The organism is Vibrio sp. SCSIO 43136, from assembly GCF_023716565.1.
Taxonomy (GTDB): domain Bacteria; phylum Pseudomonadota; class Gammaproteobacteria; order Enterobacterales; family Vibrionaceae; genus Vibrio.
Genome location: NZ_CP071848.1, coordinates 2,701,350 through 2,722,314 on the forward strand (window position 1 = coordinate 2,701,350; position 20,965 = coordinate 2,722,314).

A 20,965-nucleotide genomic window follows, 5' to 3' on the forward strand; every position below is an offset into this window, starting at 1 on the left:
TTTGTTTGGCTAAAAAGCAGGCGCAAATCAGGTATATAGCGTCTAGACAGCCCTAGCCGCATCCCCTATAATCACTGACCTACAACGGCCCCTTAGCTCAGTGGTTAGAGCAGTCGACTCATAATCGATTGGTCCGCAGTTCAAGTCTGCGAGGGGCCACCATATTAGAAAAGCCCGTAGAGAGATCTACGGGCTTTTTGCATTTCTACGCCCTAGCATCCAGATAAAATTCAGATCAATTTCAAATAAACTCATTACCTAGTGTGATCATTATCAGTAGTTCGCTCTTCTTCGATTGGCACCCATAATGATTATTAATATTGTATTGCAAATACAATAATGGAATTGAATCGATGAAGAATGCTGCTTTATGCTCCGCTGTCTGCATTGCGATCGCTGGATGCGGGACTGATTTACAAAGTTCAAATAGCTCGTCAGAGGTCGTGACTCCGAGCCAATGTGTTACCACCAAAACCCTTACTTTCTCTGAAGCTAGTGATGATGGTAGTCATCAAAGTGGACAAGGCCCTGATCTGGCAGTTGATGGTAACTTCAGTGACGAATCTCGTTGGTCTTCACAAGGACAGGGCAAGGCGCTGACCTTAACACTTAAAAACACCTCAACGTTGACTGGGATTGACTTGCACTGGCTCAATGCCTCTGAGCGCACAGCATACTATGACTTAGCGATATCTTCCGATAACCAAGAGTGGCAAACACTGGTATCTAATGGCAGCTCAGAAGGTAGTTCAACGAGTATTGCACTACCCGCATCAAGCTACGACCAAGTACGTTACCTGCGCTTAACCGGAAATGGCAACTCTGAAAACGACTGGAATAGTTTGGTTGAACTGGTAGCCACGGGTTGCAATCAAGCCGACGAAGGCGTCGTGATCATTGATGACTTAAACCCAAGCTTACCGCCTTCGGACAATTTTGATTTAGCCGACTGGTATTTGAGTGTACCGACCGATGAAGACAACTCGGGCACCTCTGATTCCATCAAAGAAAGTGAACTCAACAACGGATATGAAAGCCAATATTTTTACACTGGTGTTGATGGCGGTATGGTATTTTGGACGCCGATTTATGGCTATAAAACCTCAAGTAATACCTCTTATGTTCGCACCGAACTTCGTGAGATGCTGCGTCGAGGCGACACCAGCATCAAAACGCAAGGTGTTAATAAAAACAATTGGGTATCATCTAGTGCGCCAGAGTCAGCGCAAACGGCTGCTGGAGGCGTGGATGGGCTATTAACGGCCACCGTTGCCGTCAATCATGTCACCACCACGGGTGAAGAGTATCAAATTGGCCGGGTGATCATCGGCCAAATCCACGCCGCTGATGATGAGCCTATTCGTTTGTACTATCGAAAACTGCCGAATAATACCCATGGTGCCATCTACTTTGCCCATGAGCCGGTGGGAAAAGATGATGAGTGGTATGAAATGATAGGTAGCAAAGATAACGACGCCTCTGACCCAGCCGATGGCATTGCTCTAAACGAGAAGTTCACTTATCAAATTCAAGTAGTTGGCAACATCTTAACCGTCACCATTATTCGTGATGGCCATAGCAATGTCTCCAAGAGTATTGATATGAGTGCCAGCGGTTACGCCACGGAAGATGAGTACATGTACTTTAAAGCAGGGGTATATAACCAAAATAAATCAGGGGATAGCGATGATTACGTTCAGGCGACCTTCTACTCTCTGACCAACCAACACACTGGGTATAACCCTTAACAACCTAAAAAGTTGGCGAGCCAATGGCTCGCCATTTCCAGAAGCGCAAGCTAAAGGTGACCACTGGATTTGCCGTGACTTTCATCACAACATTTAAAAGCTACCACAGCATCGCTCAATAAATTTTCCTATTTCCTTCGCTTTGGGAGCAACTTAGAATTTATTTATAAAAGATATGCAAGGTTTCATAACTGGGAAACCCTGTTCATAAATTCGCCATAAAACCGTCACTGCTTAGTCGCCAAATAGACGTAAAAGTGTCACTGCTAACTCCTAATATCGTGCCAAATAGCCTAATGATATGGAAGTTAGAGGTAGACATGACGCCCCAAAGCCCGTTTAGAATCCCACGAAAAACCCCTTTTGGCCTTGGAGAAAGTATCGCTGAATGGGCAACTGGTCTGTCGACATTAGATAAATTCTACGCAATGCGCCCTATCGGTAGCGACACCAAAACTTTCTTGCGCTTTACCCTTGAGAGCTTAGGTATCGATTACAAAATCACTCAAGGCCAGCTAGCCGATGTTCCTCAATGTGGACCGACCGTTATTGTTGCTAATCACCCACTTGGCTGCGTAGAAGGCGTAATACTCGCCGAGCTGCTGTTGATGTTAAGAGACGACGTTCAGATCCTTGCCAATCAATATTTGAAAACCGTTCCCGAACTGGATGAGCTATTTATCGGTGTCGATGTTTTCGAAGGAGATAATGCCGCTGCGGCTAACCTGAAAGCAATGCGCCAAGCCCATCGACATTTAAAAGCTGGTGGCTTGCTACTGGTTTTTCCCGCTGGCGAAGTGTCGCAGCTTCAAGGCAAACGCAAACATGCCAAACTCGAAGATAAAGAGTGGAGCCGCTCTGTTGCGACCCTAATTAAAAAGCACAAAGCTGTTACCGTGCCATTTTTCATAGACGGGCAGAATTCGCACCGATTCTACATGGCAGGAAAAATTCACCCGTTACTACGTACACTGATGCTTGGTCGTGAACTGCTTAATAAGCGAGACAAGCAAATTGGTATTCGTATTGGCCAGGCAATCCCCTATAAAGAGTTGCATGGCCTAAATGATGATCAACTGGTGAATTACCTTCGTTTAAACACCTACCTACTCCACCACACCGAGGCTAATCAAAGACACGCAAGCGTATCGGATCACGACCTAGAACCCATAGCCTCGCCTCTACCCATTGCAGAATTGCAAGCCGAACTTGCGATGTTATCGCGTGACGAACATTTACTCACCAGTGGTGATTTTGACGTCTATTGCTGCAGGGCTGACCGAATTCCAGCCTTGCTGCACGAAATAGGTCGCATGCGTGAAATTAACTTTCGCCAGGTTGGAGAGGGTACCGGCCTTGCGCTCGACTTAGATCGCTTCGATCAAGATTACCTGCACCTGTTCATCTGGGACAAAGAACAAGAACAACTTGTTGGGGCCTATCGCCTCGGTGTCGTTGATAACTTGATGGCAAAACATGGCCTAAATGGGCTTTACTCGCGCACACTATTTAACTACGGCCAACCTTTTCTCAACAAGCTTGGAGCGAGAGGGAAATCGATTGAGATGGGGCGTTCAGTCATTGCAGAGAATTATCAGCGTTCTATGAGTGCTTTATTGCTTCTTTGGAAAGGTATTGCCTGTTTTGTCTCTCGCCATCCTGAATACACCCATCTTTATGGTCCGGTCAGCATCAGTAATGACTACAGTGAGCAAGCAAGACAATTGCTGGCAGAATCAATGACACTGCACCACTACGATCTAGACGGTGCAAAATTTGTCTCTCCCACCAATCCTTTGCCAAAGAAGAATCAGCATTGGAACAACAGTTTACTCGCCGCATTAGGTAACTTGCAGCTGCTTTCTCGTGTGATTTCTCGTATTGATGAAGGCAAAGGTGTGCCTGTTTTACTTAGACAATACTTAGGCCTAAACGGAAAACTGGTTAGCTTCAATGTTGATCCAGATTTCAACAACGCACTGGATGGTTTAATTGTGGTGGATTTACGCAACGTACCGGAAAAAACCTTAGCCCGTTACATGGGGCTAAGCGCCGCACAAAACTACTTGAACTATCATCAAACTCAGCAAGTGGCATAACAACTCGATAGCGTGATGGTTACTGCATAATCACAAATAAGATAATCTCTCGCTAGGCCTAAGCGTATCAGCATAACCCGCTGTATTCGCTTAGGCTATTACGATCCCATTCCTAATTTTTCTCCCCACCCAAGCTTTATGCTGAAAATTCTCCAATCCGAACACTATCCGGCTATTGATCCAATTTCTCTGCGATATAACTCTATTGTTCAAATTACAACCATAACAACGAGGAAGTTATGCTCTCGACCAATAAAGTGCGAACCCTACTTGCCACTGTTACGCTGCTCGCAACCACGCTTATCACCACCTCGGCGATAGCGGATGACAAAGTTTATCGTCTCAAGCTGGCGGAAACTTGGGGGCCAAATACCCCGATTCTTGGTGATGCGACGAAAAACATGGCCAAACTTGCCGAACAAATGTCCAATGGACGACTCAAAATCCGTATTGATTCCGCCAACAAGCACAAAGCACCTCTAGGTATTTTTGACATGGTCAAGTCTGGTCAATACGACCTTGGCCACTCGAGCTCTTACTACTGGAAAGGCAAAGTCCCTAACACTTTGTACTTTTCATCAATGCCATTTGGTATGGTCACCACAGAGCAGTACGCTTGGTTCTACCAAGGTGGTGGTATGGAGCTGATGCAAAAAGTGTATGCGCCGCACAACCTACTCTCATTTCCAGGGGGTAACTCTGATATTCAAATGGGGGGATGGTTTAAGAAAGAGATCAACTCTTTAGAAGATCTTAAAGGGCTAAAAATGCGTATTCCAGGCTTTGCTGGAGAAGTCTTTGCTCGTGTTGGTGCAGCCCCAACCAATATCGCCCCTGGCGAGTTATACACCTCACTTGAGCGAGGCACCATCGATGCTCTCGAGTGGGTAGGCCCTGCATTTGACTTGCGCATGGGCTTTCAGAAAATTGCCCCTTACTACTACACAGCATGGCATGAACCTGGCTCTGAGACGCAATTTCTAGTCAATAAGAAAACTTGGGAGAAGCTGCCTGCTGACCTACAAGCCATCTTAGAAACTGCGTTCCGTGTGGCAGCATTTGATATGTACACTCAAGCACTGGATGCCAATGCCAATAGTTGGGCAACCATGACGACAGAGTACCCAAATATCAAAGTGCGTGATTTCCCACCACAAGTGTTGGCAGAAATGCGTAAAGCGACAGAAGAGTTGTTAACGGAATTAGCCGCAAAAGATCCACTGGCTAAAGAGATCATTGACTCGCAACGTGAGTATCAGCAAAAAGCTCGCGCTTGGACCAAGATATCAACCAAAGCGTATTTGGATACTAACGAGCTAAACTAAGCCGCATTTATCCTATGAAACCCCAGCTTTATTGGCTGGGGTTTTTCGTTATGTAATAGAGCCAATCTGAATATCTGTTCAATCCTTGCTCAAGGTATAGTGGCGTCGAGATTGCCACTAAGGATAGATATGCAAAAGCTCCTGTTACCCCTAATCATTGCCCTACTCGCCGCATCTTTAAGCTTACAAGGCGTCATGGCTGCCATGCTACAGCTACTGGCTTTTGTAGCCTGCTGCTACTTGGTGTTAACCCGTAAACAGCAACCAACTGAGTGACGAAACAGAGATAACCACCCATAAAAACACGCCAAATAGCAGAGGTTTTGCGCCTGCTGACTTGAGCTTTTGCGCCGATATGCTGCTACCAATTAAAAACAAACACACCACCAAAAGCTGCTTCGACAGATCAAAAATCCCTTGATAGATGACATCAAACTGGGGCAAGAAATCACTGACTAGAATAGCGCCACAATAAAAAAAGATGAAATAAGGGATGGTGAGTTTGTTGCTCTCATTCTTAAACAAAACCGCACTGACCAGTGCAACAGGAATGATCCATAGAGCACGAGCAAGTTTAAGTGTTGTGGCTGTTTTTAGCGCCTCTTCACCGTAAGCAGAAGCCGCCCCAACCACCGAAGAAGTATCATGAATTGCAATCGCCGCCCAAGTCCCGAAGGTATGCTGATCGAGACCAAGTGCGTGACCAATCAATGGAAAGATAAATAGTGCGACCGAGTTAAGCAAAAACACGGTCGCCAACGCTAACCCTGTTTGATGATCATTGGATTTAATCGCAGGGGCAACCGCCGCTATCGCACTACCGCCACAAATCGACGTGCCAGCAGAAATGAGATAGCCGGTATGTTTGTCCAATTTGATCCATTTGGCCACCAATGATCCTAAAGCTAATGTAGCGACTATAGTGGTAACGATTAATCCGATACCATCTCCCGTCACCGCCAGCGCTTCTTGAAAATGGATACCAAAACCTAAACCGACAATTGAGTAAGCCAACAATTTTTTTGTATAAGCCGCAATTGGCAGGTGATTAGGTACCAAGCCAAAACTCGCCATTATAAAACCAATCACTAACGCTACTGGCGACGTCACAACAGGTAGCAAGCAGCTTGCGGCAGCGATATAAAAAAGTGGTTTGGTCTTATCGTTCATGCTCGGCACATCTCAATACAGCTTAGAAGAGCCCCTACTATACGCGCAGCTTAATGTTAAGTCTGTCTAATCTTTTTAAATCAAGTGTTCAGTTTTAATTAACCTAAAAAGATCATTGAGTAACCACCCTAACGTTAAAGTGTGTCCGCTCTTCGAGCATTTGGATCATAGTAAGCTTAAAGCTACTAGTAGGCTATTTACTATATTTGCAGCTCAACGGTAGGTAATTGAGGTGTACTTAAACGATATTTCTAGCTTCAATAGCACGGCCGATCATGACTCGGTTCCTGCCATTTTCTTTACCTAAATACAGCTGCTGATCTGCGACTTCCACCGCTGCATCGAGCAACTGTTGGGATTGTTCGTGTGAATACTGCTTGGCCTGCGAGTAAATGGCGGTTGCTCCAACCGTGACGGTCACCTTGTTATGCACTGGATTTTTAACATGAGCAATGTCCAGCAATTGAACTTGGTTTCTCAATGCTTCTATTTTATCGAGCAACTGAGACTCAGATTGCCCTTGTAGGATAAAGACAAACTCTTCCCCCCCCATACGACAACCTAAGTCATTTTCCGTAAGCATCTCACCCAATGCATTAGCAACTGCGGCAAGAGTATTGTCCCCCTCAGTATGTCCATAGGTGTCATTGAATCGTTTAAAATTATCGATATCACACATCACGATATAGACAATATGACCCTTCGCTAACGATGCCTGAACCAGCTCCGGCCCTTGGCGCTGGTATCTAAGGCGTGAACCTAGGCCAGTTAACGGATCGGTTTCGGTTTGGTTGCGTAAGATCCTCAGTTGGTTGTTGATCTTGGTGATAAGGCTTGCATAAGAGCGAGCCAGATCGCCAATTTCATCGGCTCTTGTTAGCTCTGGAAGTTGGGTCTGATCAATGGTATCGATATCTTGCTTCATGGATGAAGCCAAGCTTTTAAGCGGGCTGACCAACCACAAGGTCACTAGATAGATCACTACAAATGACACCACGATGGCGATAAAGGCTTCAAGCACAACGTTGAACAGTATGTCGAGTTTGATGTCGCGAATTTCCACTGCGTCAAATATGGCGAGTAGACGACCACCGTTCTCATTGCGCAGCTCAATTTGCACAAACAATAACCCCGCACTCTCATCAAGATAAAAGCCTTGGGGCGGCATGTCGACAGCAAGCTCAGGAATAGAGAGTGATTGCAAATGGATGCTTTCATTCACCGCATCTAAGTTCACTTTGGTTTTGTTGATCAGCTGATTGAGCTTCTTAGTATAAACACTGTTTTGTGCCGATGTTTTTGCGAGTAAGGTTTTAAGCTGGATGATTTTTTGGCTCAGTTGCTCAACTTCTTTTTCACTGACATCCAATCGCCAACCTTTACTTTCGTCAATGTCGTAGCGAACCGCAATCGGCTGACTACTGTAATCACTCACCCCTTGAACATCGAGGAACTGCAGATTCGGGATCGCTTTTAAGTTATCCAGTGTTGATTGCATCAACAGATTAGCATGATTGCGCCCAGCAACGGACCCCGAAAAGAACGTGTTATGAGAACTGAGGTGACTGGCAGAAAGATCGGCCAAATACTCGAGTTTGGTTTCCCAGTCACTTTGATAGCGCGTATAAGATAGACCGAAAATGATGCTCAACACCAAAACCAGATGCGAAATAAACAGCATCTGGTTAATGGTCAATCCAGCGAGTAGCTTTTTAGCCAATAGTGCTACTCTAGGTTTTTGATGTAAGTATCGAGAACCGGCTCAGTGCATGTGCCGTTGATACAAATATCTTTATACGTAGTATGACAGCTCTCGCAAAAACTCGGCTGCAGGGATGGGTGCATCGATGTGATGTCTTTACCTTGTCGATCATAACTGCCGTATAACGCTAAGCCTCCTACATGCTCGGTCACCCAGATGATGCCTTGAACCTCTGAAACAGCCACTACTGTTGGCCCGTCCGTATAAGGACCGTGAGATTTGTATTGCTCGAGTTTTTCAGGGTTGACTCGAATGGTCAGTGGAGAGCCTTTTCCTTCATTGATCCAAGCATAGGCACGCACCGACTCCTGGATAAATAATGAGGTGTCGGGTGGCAGTACAGTGTCGGCTGGTAAGTTCATCGACTCCTTAACCACAGGCCAGTTTTCCCAGCCTTCAGGGTAACTTGCGTCTGACCCAGCAAAAGCATTACCCGCCAGCAAACAGGCCACAAAAACAAACAAGGTACTGATTCGATTCATTGTCATTACTCCGTGACGATTTTCCTGCCTGTTTACGCCTGTTCAATCCTTGAAACAGCGAATGCAAACTCCAGCAGGTTAAGCTGCATTAGAACAACCTAAAAAGCTAATATAAGTAGCGGTGATAATAAATAAAGCACCAATAAATACACAGGTAAGGATTCAATAAATGAGCGAGCTATCAATATATTTTCGCCACCAACGAAGGCGAAAAGACGGATTTTTGAGTTAAGTGGTGCTTGAGCAGTGGCTACACACTTTATCCGCTGTTAAAAAAAAGATTGTCTATACTCAGTATCAAACATTCTTGTGTTAGAGCCATAGCGCATTAATAATGTGATCTGTGCACATTTTCAGCAAATTATGTGGTATTGCTCACCAAGTTATTTTACAATGAAAATTAAGATATAAGCCTGACTACTTTTTTGAAGGAACTTACTCATGAGACTCATCCCGCTTAGCAATGCAGTACAAGTTGGCAAATGGGCAGCACGCCACATCGTCGATCGTATCAATGCGTTTAACCCGACTGCAGATCGTCCATTTGTGCTGGGTCTACCCACTGGCGGTACGCCTCTTCAAACCTACAAAGAGCTAATCGCACTGCACAAAGCTGGCGAAGTAAGCTTCAAACACGTTGTAACATTCAACATGGATGAGTACGTAGGCATCGACCCAAATCACCCTGAGTCATACCGTTCATTCATGTACAACAACTTCTTCAATCACATCGACATCCAAGATGAGAACATCAACCTGCTTAACGGCCAAGCGGAAGATGTTGATGTTGAGTGTGCTGCTTACGAAGAAAAAATCAAATCTTACGGCAAGATCAACTTATTCATGGGCGGCGTTGGAATCGATGGCCACATTGCATTTAATGAACCAGGCTCTTCACTGACCTCGCGCACCCGCATTAAAACCCTAACCGAAGATACTCGCATTGCGAACTCTCGTTTCTTCGACGGCGACATGAACCAAGTACCTAAGTACGCTCTAACGATTGGTGTTGCAACTTTGCTTGATGCTGAAGAAGTGATGGTTCTGACCGTTGGTCACAACAAAGCACTTGCGCTGCAAATGGCAGTTGAAGGTTCAGTAAACCACATGTGGACAGTGACAGCGCTTCAAATGCACAACAAAGCAATCATCGTTGCCGATGAAGCTGCCCAGCAAGAGCTGAAAGTGAAAACTGTAAAATACTTCAACGAGCTTGAAGCAGAAAACATCAAAGATCTGTAATCGTTCGATTGTTGGTTTATTTACTAACAAATCTACTTAAAAGTGTGGCTGAGAAATCAGCCACACTTTTTTTGCCCTTAACTCTGGCACCTTTGCGCCTCATTTTGCAAAAATTCCCTCTATATATAACAGTGTTACTTTGAACACCGCCACAGCATCTCCTTTGCTATCGAACCCGCCGCACCCATAAACAAGTCGAATAAAGCCATTTAGACCAAAACTTCCAAATGTATTTTTTTTACAGCAAAAAATTAATAAATAGGCCAAAACCTTGTCCTAAGACAATTAGTATTGGTGATATTCGTTAAATTCGGTGGTAGAATTCGCCCCATAAAGAAAAAAAATTACAGAATTTTCCGTTATTTTTTTGCAATCTCTTGCATGTAGATTGTTAATAAGCATAAGAAAACAGCCCAGTACAGAGGCTATTGAGCCCGTTTGGGACTGAATTTCATACTGGAATTCGCTTGGATGAGCGATACGGAGTAACAGAAAGGTTAACGAACAAGGTGAGTTTCATTTTGTTGTTGTTTTCTTTCTTATGTATCCCCATCTAAGAACAACAAATTGAATTGAAACTATACAATCCGGAGAGTATCTTCCATGAAAAAGACCAAAATCGTTTGTACGATTGGCCCTAAAACTGAATCTGTAGAGAAACTGACTGAACTAGTTAACGCAGGCATGAACGTAATGCGTCTTAACTTCTCTCACGGTGACTACGCAGAGCACGGCACTCGTATCAATAACTTCCGTCAAGTAATGGAAGTTACGGGTAAGCAACTTGCGATTCTACTAGATACTAAAGGCCCAGAGATCCGTACAATCAAACTAGAAAACGGCGACGACGTTGATCTAGTAGCTGGTCAAGAGTTCACTTTCACAACTGACACTTCAGTTGTAGGTAACAAAGATAAAGTTGCTGTAACTTACGCAGGTTTCGCAACTGACCTTTCTGCTGGTAACACTATCCTAGTAGACGACGGTCTAATCGAAATGGAAGTTGTTGAAACTTCTGAGACTGAAGTTAAATGTAAAGTTCTAAACAACGGTGCACTAGGCGAAAACAAAGGTGTTAACCTTCCTGGCGTATCAGTAAACCTACCTGCTCTATCTGAGAAAGATAAAAACGACCTGAAATTTGGTTGTGAGCAAGGCGTTGATTTCGTAGCGGCTTCTTTCATCCGTAAAGCGTCTGACGTTAAAGAGATCCGTGAGATCCTAACGGCAAACGGTGGCGAAAACATCCACATCATCTCTAAGATCGAAAACCAAGAAGGTGTAGACAACTTCGACGAGATCCTTGAGCTTTCTGACGGCATCATGGTTGCTCGTGGTGACCTAGGTGTTGAAATCCCAGCTGAAGAAGTAATCTTCGCTCAGAAGATGATGATCGAGAAGTGTAACCGTGCACGTAAGATGGTTATCACTGCAACTCAAATGCTTGATTCTATGATTCAAAACCCACGTCCAACTCGTGCAGAAGCGGGTGACGTTGCGAACGCAATCATGGATGGTACTGATGCAGTAATGCTTTCAGGTGAAACTGCGAAAGGTAAGTACCCTGTAGAAGCGGTAACTATCATGGCTCAAATCGCTAACCGTACTGATTCAGCACTAAAAGCTGAACTAGGTTCTCGTCTAGATAGCCCACGCCTACGTATCACTGAAGCGGTATGTAAAGGTGCTGTAGACACTGCTGAGAAGCTAGCGGCTCCACTAATCGTTGTTGCAACTGAAGGTGGTAAATCAGCTCGCTCTGTTCGTAAGTACTTCCCAACAGCAAACATCCTAGCGCTAACAACTAACGCTAAGACAGCTGCTCAGCTTGTTCTTACTAAAGGTGTTCGTCCAGTACTTGTTGATTCTATCGAAAGCACTGACGAGTTCTACCGTAATGGTAAAGATGTAGCACTATCTTCAGGTCTTGGTAACAAGGGTGATATCGTAGTAATGGTATCTGGTGCTCTAGTGGCTTCTGGCACAACTAACACAGCGTCAGTACACGTACTATAATTTCTTAGTCTTTACTAATATTTAGTATCTAATCATAAAAGAGAGCTTCGGCTCTCTTTTTTTATTAAACCTCTTGACGACATTATTTGATGACGTATTATTCTTGTTACTGAACTGCGTATGGTTAACATCACACAAACTGATGAATGACCCATAGACATAAGCAGCCAGAATGGAATCTGTGTAGAAGAATATAACGAGGATAATGTGTCTAGCCCTACTCTTGCCGATAAAGTCTGCAAATTGATCCGTAAGGACATTCTTGAAGGTGAGCTTGCACCTAGCCAAAAACTAGTAGTCGCAGAGCTTAAAGATAAATACCAAGTTGGCGCTTCGCCAATTCGAGAAGCTCTCGTACAGCTTTCTTGGTGCAAGTACGTTCGCTTAGAACCTCAGAAAGGATGCTGGGTAGCTTCGATTTCAAACCATGAGTTGTGGGACTTATTTGATAGCCTAAAGGTCGTAAGCAGTCATTTGCTTACCAAGGCAATTGAACATGGTGATGAAGCTAGCGAATTGGAATTACTTTCCGCTTTCCACAAACTATCTCGCATTGAACTGGCTCAAGAAGACTATGCCAATGTTGAATGGGAAAACCGTTACCAAAACTTCCACCACGCACTGTTTACTGGCGTCCAAGACACCACTATGTATGGTTTCTTCACAGACGTAAGCCAACAGCTGATGCGTTACCGCTTCTTAGCCCTAAATTCGAGCCAGTTTACCGTGGAAAATTTCATGGATGTGGAGCTGCATGAAAAGCTAATGAAGGCTGTACTTGCGAAGGATGTTACACTCGCTCAAGAGCTTCTAGGACACTACCTAGACATGAGCCGTACCAAGATCTCTCACGTACTGGAAGCGGCGCCAACGCTTTCTGAACCAGTAGCATTCGCTTAAACGTCCAGAACGTTCGACTTTCGTATAATAAAAAACCGAGGTTTCCGCCTCGGTTTTTTTACCATCCAAAGAACTCTTTATGGTGAGTATTTAGTAGCAACACCATAGGAAGAAAGTACAAAGCACTTAACTTGAATCCCAGTATTACCAACATCCCAACGGTCAAACGGACCAAAAAGTTATAACCCAACACGCTTACTTACCTCATACACAAACTGCCAAACCATCAAGCAGGATGGCTAGTTTACACATTTATAAGTTTAGCTCAAATTTTAAACAGCGTTAGACTAAAGTCTAATACCACTTAGCGTGAAGGTCCGACGAATAATACCCAAAGTTACAGCAACTTAGAGCAGTGATATTCGGAAAAAATAATTTGTTACTATTTTAGGCGATGTCATCATTACTGCTGGCGCAGATAGACACTTGGTTTCGACCGTGGGTTTTTGACTCATACAGTGCAACATCGGCCAGCTTGTAGCTTCGGTTTGGATCAGCTTGAATGTCTGTTGCGCCAATACTTACGGTCAGTTGATGCTCGTTTGCGACAGACACGGCGATACGTAAACGCTCCAGTAAACTAAAGACTTGGTCGATGCTACTGTTAGGCAAAATCACCCCAAACTCTTCACCACCGATACGGGCCAAAAAGTCACTGTCTCTTAGTTGCTCCGCCAGAATTTTAGCCACCAGCTTAATCACTTTATCCCCTTCATCGTGACCATATTGATCGTTGATGCGTTTAAAATGATCAATGTCCACTAGGACTAAGCACGATTGATATTTTTGCGGATAACGCTCAGCTAACCGAGCTTGATACTGCAGCTCGGTATCAAACTTGCGACGGTTCCAACACCCAGTTAATCCGTCATGCTCACTAAGGTGGCGTAAGCGATTTTCCAGCTCTTTGCGCTCACTGATATCGACAAAAGAGCAGATGTAATAGGAGCTCGATAACGCTGTACTGCTGATTCGCTGAATTCGGGTGATAGAGGTAAACAGCTCGCCATCGGCTTTGATGTTCGTCAGCTCTCCTTCCCAAATGCCCTCTTTTCTCAACCCAGCGGCAACAGTATGTAGCTGTAGTTGCTGATGTTTAGGGCTGAGCAGTTTAAGCGCATTCCGTCCAAGAATATCTTTAGGCGAGTGCTTGGACATTTTTTCAAATTCTTGATTGATCTGAACTACTCTTAGTCGGCTGTCGGTGACCATGACGGCCGACATACCGTGCAGCGCCGCTCTGGCAAGTTTGCTTTCCATGCTTCGGCGGTGGTACAACTGACCCAGATATGCCAGTGGAAAAGCAAATAGAAACAAGCTCGCCAGCCCTAACGTGGCTTGGCTGAACAAGGTCTGGATATCCTCTTCCATCGCATCTAAGACATCTTCATCACTGAAGGTGAGCAGCAAGTAGATATTGTCGCCACTAAAGAAATGCACTTGATGGAAAATATATAGCTGTCCATCTTGGCTAATGGTGCCAGAGTCCGTGGATGTGATGTTTCGCCACACCTTAGGGTAACGCTGAGAGAAGTTGCTTATCGAGCGAGATGGAAATAAGAAACCGAACATCTTATGTTCATCATGACTTGCGATGTAGAAACCATTGCTGTCGAGAACTTCTGGGACTAACGAGCGATTTGAAGCGTAGTGCAACTGTTCTGAAAGAATACTGAGATCGGCACTTGCTACCAAATACCCTAACCGTTTACCTGCGTCATCAATCGGCATAACGATATTGACCACAGCGACATCTTTATTTGTTCCAGGTAAACGGTGGAGTTCCACCCCGGAGACATACATCTTCTTATTTGTCCGGCTGTTATGATAAGTAATCACTGCCTCAGATTTTTGATTATGCTCGTGGCTGACTACTTTTTTTAAGTCAGCGGCGTAATGCACTGCTACTCGCTCGTAGCCATCATCGCCTACCAAGGCAATTTTGGAAAACCAAGCTTGCGCCAGCACCACAGAAAACCAAGCATCTTCTATCTGCTCACGATGATTTTTATTCGGCTCTTCAAGATAATCGGAAACTTGGCGACTGTTGGCCAATAGCTCAAGCGTCGTTTTAAGCTGCGTTTCAAGATCTTGGTAGTCGCGGGTGTTGTAGTCTAATTGCTGAAAGCTCTGTTGCACCAGTGACCGCTTCTGCTCTTCCTTGAGGGAGACGAACTCCCAATAGGTAAAACCACCAACCAATATCAGTGATATTAAGTAGGTAATACCTAAATACATAAGCCACTTTTTTACTTGCACCCGCTACTCCGCAAATAAACCAAACACCCATTATAACCACTTTGGCTGCAATAATCATAAGTGCCACCAAAAACGCAAAAGGTGCTTCTATTCACTATAGAAACACCTTTGTGTAGTGCAATATTAACCAGATTGCACATTATTTACTATTTTTATGCTTTCAGCGCATGCTTACCACGTGCAATACCAACCACACCACTTCGAGCAACTTCAATCACTTCAGTCACTTCAGAAATGGCGCTGATGAATGCATCCAGTTTTTCACTATTGCCCGTCAGCTGAACCGTATATTGTGCGGCATTTACATCAACGATTTGACCACGGAAAATATCTGCGGTTCGCTTCACTTCTGCACGAGCAAAACCGTCGGCTTTGACTTTCACTAACATCAACTCTCGCTCGATATGCTCAAGCTCAGTGACTTCCTGAACCTTGAGTACGTCGATCAATTTATGCAGCTGCTTCTGGATCTGCTCAATTTCCATCGAGTTATTCGCTGTCGTAATGTTCAAACGCGACAGTGTCTCATCGTCAGTCGGAGAAACAGTAAGTGATTCGATGTTGTAACCACGCTGTGAGAACAGACCAACAACACGCGACAGTGAACCTGGCTGGTTTTCCAGTAGTAACGAAATAATATGTCTCATGTTAGGTTCTCTCCGTCTTGCTTAGCCACATCTTGTCCATACCCTCACCTTTGATTTGCATTGGGTATACGTGCTCGGTTTCGTCTACGTTGATATCGACAAACACCAAGCGATCTTTCATATCCAACGCTTTTTGCAGTCCAGATTCCAGCTCACCTGGCTCGTTGATACGGATGCCTACATGTCCGTAAGCCTCAGCAATCGCTGCAAAATCAGGCACAGAGCTCATGTAAGAATTCGAGTGACGACCTTGATAGATGATATCTTGCCACTGTTTTACCATGCCTAAGAATCGGTTATTGAGGTTGATGATCTTAACCGGAATATCGTACTGCAGCGCCGTCGATAGCTCTTGGATATTCATCTGAATACTGCCATCGCCAGTAACGACCACAACTTCTTCATCGGGTTTGGCGAATTTCACCCCCATGCCCGCAGGAAGACCAAAGCCCATGGTGCCAAGACCACCTGAGTTAATCCAACGGCGCGGCTTATTGAACGGGTAATAGAGTGCCGCAAACATTTGGTGCTGACCCACATCGGACGCAACGTAGGCATCGCCATTGGTCAACTTGTGCAGGGTTTCGATAACTTGCTGTGGCTTAATGCGCTCTGAAGAAGTTTCGTAAGACAAACACTTACGCTCACGCCAGCCTTGGATTTGGTGCCACCAAGCGTCCAATGCACCTTGATCGTTGCTACCGTTGGTTTCATCCAAGGTTTTTAGCATGGCTTCAAGCACTTTCTCGGCCGAGCCAACGATCGGGAGATCGACCTTAACGTTTTTCGAGATTGATGATGGGTCGATATCGATGTGCATCACTTTGGCATTCGGACAATACTTTTCGAGATTGTTGGTAGTACGGTCGTCAAAACGTACCCCAACACCGAAGATAAGGTCTGCGTTGTGCATCGCCATATTGGCTTCATAGACACCATGCATGCCCAGCATACCCAAGGCGTTTTTGTGTGTACCAGGGAATGCTCCTAAGCCCATCAATGTGCTAACAACTGGCAAATTCAGCGCTTCTGCCAGTTTATGAATATGTTCGTGAGCTTCTGAGATCACCGCACCGCCGCCGACGTAAAGAACTGGCTTTTTAGCATCAAGCAGTGCTTTCAGTCCTTTTTTAATTTGACCTTTATGACCCGTCGTCGTCGGGTTGTATGAGCGCATCTTGATGGTTTCAGGATACTGATACGGAAATTTGATCTGAGGGTTCATTACATCTTTTGGCAGGTCGATCACGACAGGACCCGGTCGGCCAGTTGAGGCAATGTAAAAAGCTTTTTTGATCGTATCTGGAATATCTTCCGCTTTTTTCACGAGAAAGCTGTGTTTGACGATCGGGCGCGATACGCCAACAATGTCACACTCTTGGAATGCATCATTACCAATAAGGGCATTTGGCACGTTACCTGAAATAACGATCATTGGGATTGAATCCATGTATGCGGTCGCAATACCTGTAACGGTGTTGGTCGCACCTGGACCTGAACAGACAAGAACAACGCCTGGTTGTCCTGTTGAGCGGGCATATCCATCTGCCATATGCGTTGCGGCTTGTTCATGGCGAACAAGTACGTGCTTAATTTGGTCGTCTTTGGCGTGTAAGGCGTCATAAATGTCGAGCACCGAGCCACCTGGGTAGCCAAAAATTTGCTCAACACCTTCCTCAATCAGAGATTGCACTACCATCTCTGCGCCGGATAACATTTCCATATTTTCTCCTTACCAGAACCGAGCATGGTTAGCGTTATGTTCCGGTTTTACATAGTTAGGGCTTATTTTTAGCCTAAAGCGAAATAATTCCGATTTTCTTGCTATGTACTTATGGCTGTTTGTTCCCAGCCATAAGGTCACCAATGCACTTTAACGCTACATTTACATTATGTCTAATGCGATACATAACGCATAAAACGGTTAATTTTACATCAAAGCCCATTACAAGAGCTTGATAATACTGATGCGACTTGATTTGGAGTTTATATCCGAAAATAAATGATATTTTAGTGTAATATTTTTAAACCATAAAAAAGCCCACCGCAATTATGCGGTGGGCTCAACAGGCTACAAGTAAGTTTTACTTCGCTTCGTTTTTCTTATCTTGATACATTTCTTCGATTTCATCTTGATAACGGTCATTAATCACCTTACGACGCAGTTTTTGCGTTGGGGTTAACTCACCTTTATCCATCGAAAATGCTTTCGGTAGCAAAGTAAACTTCTTCACTTGTTCAAATTTTGCCAGCTCACCTTGAAGTTCAACCAAGCGCTTATCAAACATTTCAACCACTTGACTGTGACGAATAAGCTCCATTCGATCATGATATTTAATGTTTAGCTCTTTCGCATACTCTTCCAAGCTATCAAAGCAAGGCACAATCAATGCCGAAACAAACTTGCGCGTGTCAGCAATAACAGCAATTTGCTCAATAAAGTGGTCTTTGCCGATAGCACCTTCGATCGCTTGCGGCGCAATGTACTTACCGTTCGAGGTCTTCATCAGCTCCTTAATACGGTCAGTAATGAAGACATTGCCATTCTCATCGATATGGCCTGCATCACCGGTTTTCAAAAAGCCTTGTGCATCGAATGTCTTTGCAGTTTCTTCCGGCAATTTGTAGTAACCACGCATCACCATTGGGCCTTTGACCAGAATCTCATTGTTCTCGCCGATTTTCACTTGAGCACCCGGCATCGAAGTACCGATAGAGTCTGGGTTAAAGTTACCATCATCCCAACACGATACCGTAGCTGTGGTCTCGGTCATGCCGTAACCCAACTTAACGTTGATACCGATTGCGTGGAAGAAGCGGCCAATGGTTTCGTCTAACTTAGCACCACCACACGGCATAAAACGAATGCGGCCACCTAGTAGCGCTCGCAGCTTACTCATGACCAATTTATCGGCTAATTTATGGCTACGCTTAAGCAGCAGTGAAGGTTTACGCCCTTCTTGCTCACAGGCGGCCATTTTAGCGCCCATATTCACCGCCCAAGTAAATAACATCTTGCGGATCATTGGTGCTTTAGACACTTTTTCATGAATAGCTGAGAAGATCTTTTCGTAGAAACGAGGTACCGCACACATTACTGTTGGACGGACTTCACCCAGGGCATCACGTACCTGCATAGTGTCTTGCAAGTAACAATTAGTTGCGCCGTTATAAAGGACGTAGAAAGTCCATGCGCGTTCAAATACGTGTGACAATGGCAAAAATGCCAAAGATACATCATCACGGCCAAGCTCAAGGCGCTGATCGTGGCCTTCTAGTTGCGCCGCAATGTTAGCGTAATCAAGCATCACACCTTTTGGTTGGCCAGTCGTGCCTGAGGTGTAAATCAGGGTAAGAAGATCGTCGTAGTTTGCTTGCTCTAAACGAAGATCAAGTTCTTGCTGCGTATCTTGCTGACCTAATGCAATAAAATCATTCCAATGCATGGCTGCAGTGTGGCCATGTAAGTCAATGTCATCGGTCATAGCAACAATCAGCTCAAGCTGGCTGCACTCTTCGAAAGTAGAGATAGCGGCATCAAGTTGTGGCTGCTCACCAACAAACAGCACCTTCACGTCGGCATTGTCAATAATGTAAGCCGCTTGAGCAGCGGTATTGGTCGGATAGATAGGCACAGTCACCGCTCGCACTTGCAGCGCAGCGATATCAGCGATGGTCCAACGTGGCATATTGTTGGAGAAAATACCGATTTTATCTTGAACACCAATGCCTTGAGCAATCAGTGCTCGAGACAGTGAATCAGTAAACTCACCAAACTCTTTCCAGCTAATGCTCTGCCACTGGTTGTCCACTTTGTGTTTCAAAGCGCTTGAAGCGCCACCTTGAGCCATACGCTCACGGATACATTTTACGATGTGAAAATCTAACTTAGCCATCTCTACTACCTTTGGCTTACACATGTAAGCTATTTGAGCGCACAAGTGTACCGCTAAGTCTATAAAAGGCAACTGATACACCGCAAAAAAGAGAGTCTTCAACTGTAAATATACGTAACAGCTGCAAGGCTTGCGGCTAGAAGAAGGTCTTTCGATTCAATCCATTTATTAATGAGGCACAAACAAAAACACCAGCCGATATTGGCTGGTGTTTTTTAGGCAATTTAGATTAGCGAGCAGCGGCAATAGTTTCGCCACAAATCATCATCAATTGGTCGCGCATCCAGATGTGTGCTTTATCTTTTTCTGAAGACTCATGCCAGCTTAGGTAACCTGAGATGTAGCGGTTCTCAGTTGGCAACTCAAGGATCTTCACATCGTGAAGCTCGTTCGATTGCTCTACCAACCAGCGAGGTGCAATTGTGATTAGTTCAGATTGACCAACAACGTAAAGGATGTTGCTCAAGCTCGAGCCTTGGTAAGCAGAGTGACACTCAAGATCGCGGTATGCCTGCTCAGAGAAGCTGCGCATACCATTAACGCGAGATAGAGTTGCGTGGCTTTCAGAACGTAGCTCTTCAAGAGAGATGCTATCACCAATACGAGAATGGTTCTTAGAAGCAACCACCACTAGCTCATCTGAGAAGATCTCTGTGCTTGAGTAGCCTTGCTCTTCAAAACGTGCGTAGTTGATCACGAAGTCGACTTCTTGATAACGCATTTTTTCGCTCAGCAATGAATCAACGTCAGAGTCAACCGTCAGTTTGATACCAGGTGCTTGCTCCGCAACAGAGTTCATGATGTTAGCAGCAAAACGCATGTCACATGGACTACAAACGACTAGGCGGAACAGGCGTGAAGACGACTCAGGGCTAAAGATAGAGCAAGGCAGTTCGTTACGGATCAATTGAAGCGCTTGACGAACAGGACCGAAAAGCTGACGAGCACGTTGAGTTGGTTGAATACCACGGCCATGACGCATAAATAGCTCGTCGTTAAACATATTTTTAAGACGCGCCACTGCGTTACTTACTGCAGGTTGAGACATACCCAAGTTGTGCGCAGCACGGGTGATGTTTTGCTCTTGCATTACTGCATCAAAAACAGTCAAAAGGTTAAGATCCACTCCACGTAATGTCGATTCCATTCGGTAACCAGCTACAGCTTGATTTGAAACATTTCTGTTCGACATTGTCTTCTTGCCTCTATGTTGTCACTTTTGCCTTGGATATGGCGAAAAAATTAAAATGGTAGTGAAAGTTTTCTCATCAGCAGTCATTTGCCCGAGCTATGCTTTCGTCTTGCACTCTAATATCCAGCAATATTTCACTAACAACAAGAGGTTTAATATTAAATTATCATTTTTTACGCAACAAACAATATAAATATTTAATAACAAAGACTTACCTTAGTTATAAA

The 20,965-nt window shown here is 44.7% G+C and carries 15 protein-coding genes and 1 tRNA gene; 8 read left to right on the top strand and 8 right to left on the bottom strand.

What is annotated here, in order from left to right:
- The first annotated feature begins 86 nt into the window (after positions 1-86).
- The 5 genes from J4N39_RS12700 (at position 87) to J4N39_RS12720 (ending at position 5,448) form a co-directional block, all read left to right on the top strand.
- Positions 87-162 (top strand) — tRNA-Ile (locus J4N39_RS12700).
- Between the two features lie 191 nt (positions 163-353).
- Entirely contained in the window at positions 354-1,748 is a 1,395-nt protein-coding gene (locus J4N39_RS12705; RefSeq protein ID WP_252020002.1) for a polysaccharide lyase family 7 protein, read from the top strand.
- 320 nt (positions 1,749-2,068) lie between these two features.
- Positions 2,069-3,847, top strand: coding sequence for a bifunctional lysophospholipid acyltransferase family protein/GNAT family N-acetyltransferase (locus J4N39_RS12710; protein ID WP_252020004.1), 1,779 nt, complete (start codon positions 2,069-2,071; stop codon positions 3,845-3,847).
- A gap of 239 nt (positions 3,848-4,086) precedes the next feature.
- Positions 4,087-5,172 carry a TRAP transporter substrate-binding protein gene (locus J4N39_RS12715; protein WP_252020006.1) on the top strand — a complete coding sequence of 362 codons (1,086 nt, stop codon included), beginning with the start codon at positions 4,087-4,089 and terminating at the stop codon, positions 5,170-5,172.
- A 129-nt stretch (positions 5,173-5,301) separates the two neighbouring features.
- The gene (locus J4N39_RS12720) at positions 5,302-5,448 is read left to right on the top strand and encodes a hypothetical protein (protein WP_252020008.1); all 147 of its coding nucleotides are present in this window, start codon (positions 5,302-5,304) and stop codon (positions 5,446-5,448) included.
- Here the strand turns inward: J4N39_RS12720 and J4N39_RS12725 are convergent.
- The 3 genes from J4N39_RS12725 to J4N39_RS12735 all read right to left on the bottom strand — a co-directional run bounded on the left by J4N39_RS12725 (position 5,419) and on the right by J4N39_RS12735 (position 8,586).
- The gene (locus J4N39_RS12725) at positions 5,419-6,342 is read right to left on the bottom strand and encodes a YeiH family protein (protein WP_252020010.1); all 924 of its coding nucleotides are present in this window, start codon (positions 6,340-6,342) and stop codon (positions 5,419-5,421) included. The genes J4N39_RS12720 and J4N39_RS12725 overlap by 30 nt on opposite strands.
- Before the next feature lie 238 nt (positions 6,343-6,580).
- The gene (locus J4N39_RS12730) at positions 6,581-8,062 is read right to left on the bottom strand and encodes a diguanylate cyclase (RefSeq protein WP_252020012.1); all 1,482 of its coding nucleotides are present in this window, start codon (positions 8,060-8,062) and stop codon (positions 6,581-6,583) included.
- A 5-nt stretch (positions 8,063-8,067) separates the two neighbouring features.
- Positions 8,068-8,586 (bottom strand): hypothetical protein, encoded by a 519-nt coding sequence (locus J4N39_RS12735; RefSeq protein ID WP_252020015.1) that lies wholly within the window; start codon positions 8,584-8,586, stop codon positions 8,068-8,070.
- 441 nt (positions 8,587-9,027) lie between these two features.
- Between J4N39_RS12735 and nagB the strand changes: the two genes are divergently transcribed.
- The 3 genes from nagB (at position 9,028) to J4N39_RS12750 (ending at position 12,744) form a co-directional block, all read left to right on the top strand.
- Complete coding sequence (nagB, locus tag J4N39_RS12740) at positions 9,028-9,828, top strand: glucosamine-6-phosphate deaminase (protein WP_252020017.1); 801 nt, start codon at positions 9,028-9,030, stop codon at positions 9,826-9,828.
- A gap of 603 nt (positions 9,829-10,431) precedes the next feature.
- On the top strand, positions 10,432-11,844 hold the full coding sequence (gene pykF / locus J4N39_RS12745) for a pyruvate kinase PykF (protein ID WP_252020019.1): 1,413 nt from the start codon (positions 10,432-10,434) through the stop codon (positions 11,842-11,844).
- A gap of 207 nt (positions 11,845-12,051) precedes the next feature.
- The gene (locus tag J4N39_RS12750) at positions 12,052-12,744 is read left to right on the top strand and encodes a GntR family transcriptional regulator (RefSeq protein WP_286036806.1); all 693 of its coding nucleotides are present in this window, start codon (positions 12,052-12,054) and stop codon (positions 12,742-12,744) included.
- Between the two features lie 387 nt (positions 12,745-13,131).
- Here J4N39_RS12750 and J4N39_RS12755 read toward each other — a convergent pair whose 3' ends face one another.
- From J4N39_RS12755 to leuO, 5 genes are all read right to left on the bottom strand, one after another.
- Positions 13,132-15,003, bottom strand: coding sequence for a diguanylate cyclase (locus J4N39_RS12755; protein ID WP_252020021.1), 1,872 nt, complete (start codon positions 15,001-15,003; stop codon positions 13,132-13,134).
- A 152-nt stretch (positions 15,004-15,155) separates the two neighbouring features.
- Positions 15,156-15,650 carry an acetolactate synthase small subunit gene (ilvN, locus tag J4N39_RS12760; protein ID WP_252020023.1) on the bottom strand — a complete coding sequence of 165 codons (495 nt, stop codon included), beginning with the start codon at positions 15,648-15,650 and terminating at the stop codon, positions 15,156-15,158.
- Between the two features lies 1 nt (position 15,651).
- Positions 15,652-17,373, bottom strand: coding sequence for an acetolactate synthase 3 large subunit (locus tag J4N39_RS12765; protein WP_252020025.1), 1,722 nt, complete (start codon positions 17,371-17,373; stop codon positions 15,652-15,654).
- A 361-nt stretch (positions 17,374-17,734) separates the two neighbouring features.
- Entirely contained in the window at positions 17,735-19,546 is a 1,812-nt protein-coding gene (locus J4N39_RS12770; RefSeq protein WP_252020028.1) for an AMP-dependent synthetase/ligase, read from the bottom strand.
- A 229-nt stretch (positions 19,547-19,775) separates the two neighbouring features.
- A complete protein-coding gene (gene leuO / locus J4N39_RS12775; protein ID WP_252020030.1) occupies positions 19,776-20,738 on the bottom strand; it encodes a transcriptional regulator LeuO in 963 nt (320 codons plus the stop codon).
- Positions 20,739-20,965 lie beyond the last annotated feature (227 nt).

Excerpts from the sequence above, each read along its gene's own strand:
- J4N39_RS12705 (WP_252020002.1), top strand. The coding sequence starts at position 354 with ATGAAGAATGCTGCTTTATGCTCCGCTGTCTGCATTGCGATCGCTGGA.
- J4N39_RS12710 (WP_252020004.1), top strand. The coding sequence starts at position 2,069 with ATGACGCCCCAAAGCCCGTTTAGAATCCCACGAAAAACCCCTTTTGGC.
- J4N39_RS12715 (WP_252020006.1), top strand. The coding sequence starts at position 4,087 with ATGCTCTCGACCAATAAAGTGCGAACCCTACTTGCCACTGTTACGCTG.
- J4N39_RS12720 (WP_252020008.1), top strand. The coding sequence starts at position 5,302 with ATGCAAAAGCTCCTGTTACCCCTAATCATTGCCCTACTCGCCGCATCT.
- J4N39_RS12725 (WP_252020010.1), bottom strand. The coding sequence starts at position 6,342 with ATGAACGATAAGACCAAACCACTTTTTTATATCGCTGCCGCAAGCTGC.
- J4N39_RS12735 (WP_252020015.1), bottom strand. The coding sequence starts at position 8,586 with ATGAATCGAATCAGTACCTTGTTTGTTTTTGTGGCCTGTTTGCTGGCG.
- nagB (WP_252020017.1), top strand. The coding sequence starts at position 9,028 with ATGAGACTCATCCCGCTTAGCAATGCAGTACAAGTTGGCAAATGGGCA.
- pykF (WP_252020019.1), top strand. The coding sequence starts at position 10,432 with ATGAAAAAGACCAAAATCGTTTGTACGATTGGCCCTAAAACTGAATCT.
- ilvN (WP_252020023.1), bottom strand. The coding sequence starts at position 15,650 with ATGAGACATATTATTTCGTTACTACTGGAAAACCAGCCAGGTTCACTG.
- J4N39_RS12765 (WP_252020025.1), bottom strand. The coding sequence starts at position 17,373 with ATGGAAATGTTATCCGGCGCAGAGATGGTAGTGCAATCTCTGATTGAG.
- J4N39_RS12770 (WP_252020028.1), bottom strand. The coding sequence starts at position 19,546 with ATGGCTAAGTTAGATTTTCACATCGTAAAATGTATCCGTGAGCGTATG.
- leuO (WP_252020030.1), bottom strand. The coding sequence starts at position 20,738 with ATGTCGAACAGAAATGTTTCAAATCAAGCTGTAGCTGGTTACCGAATG.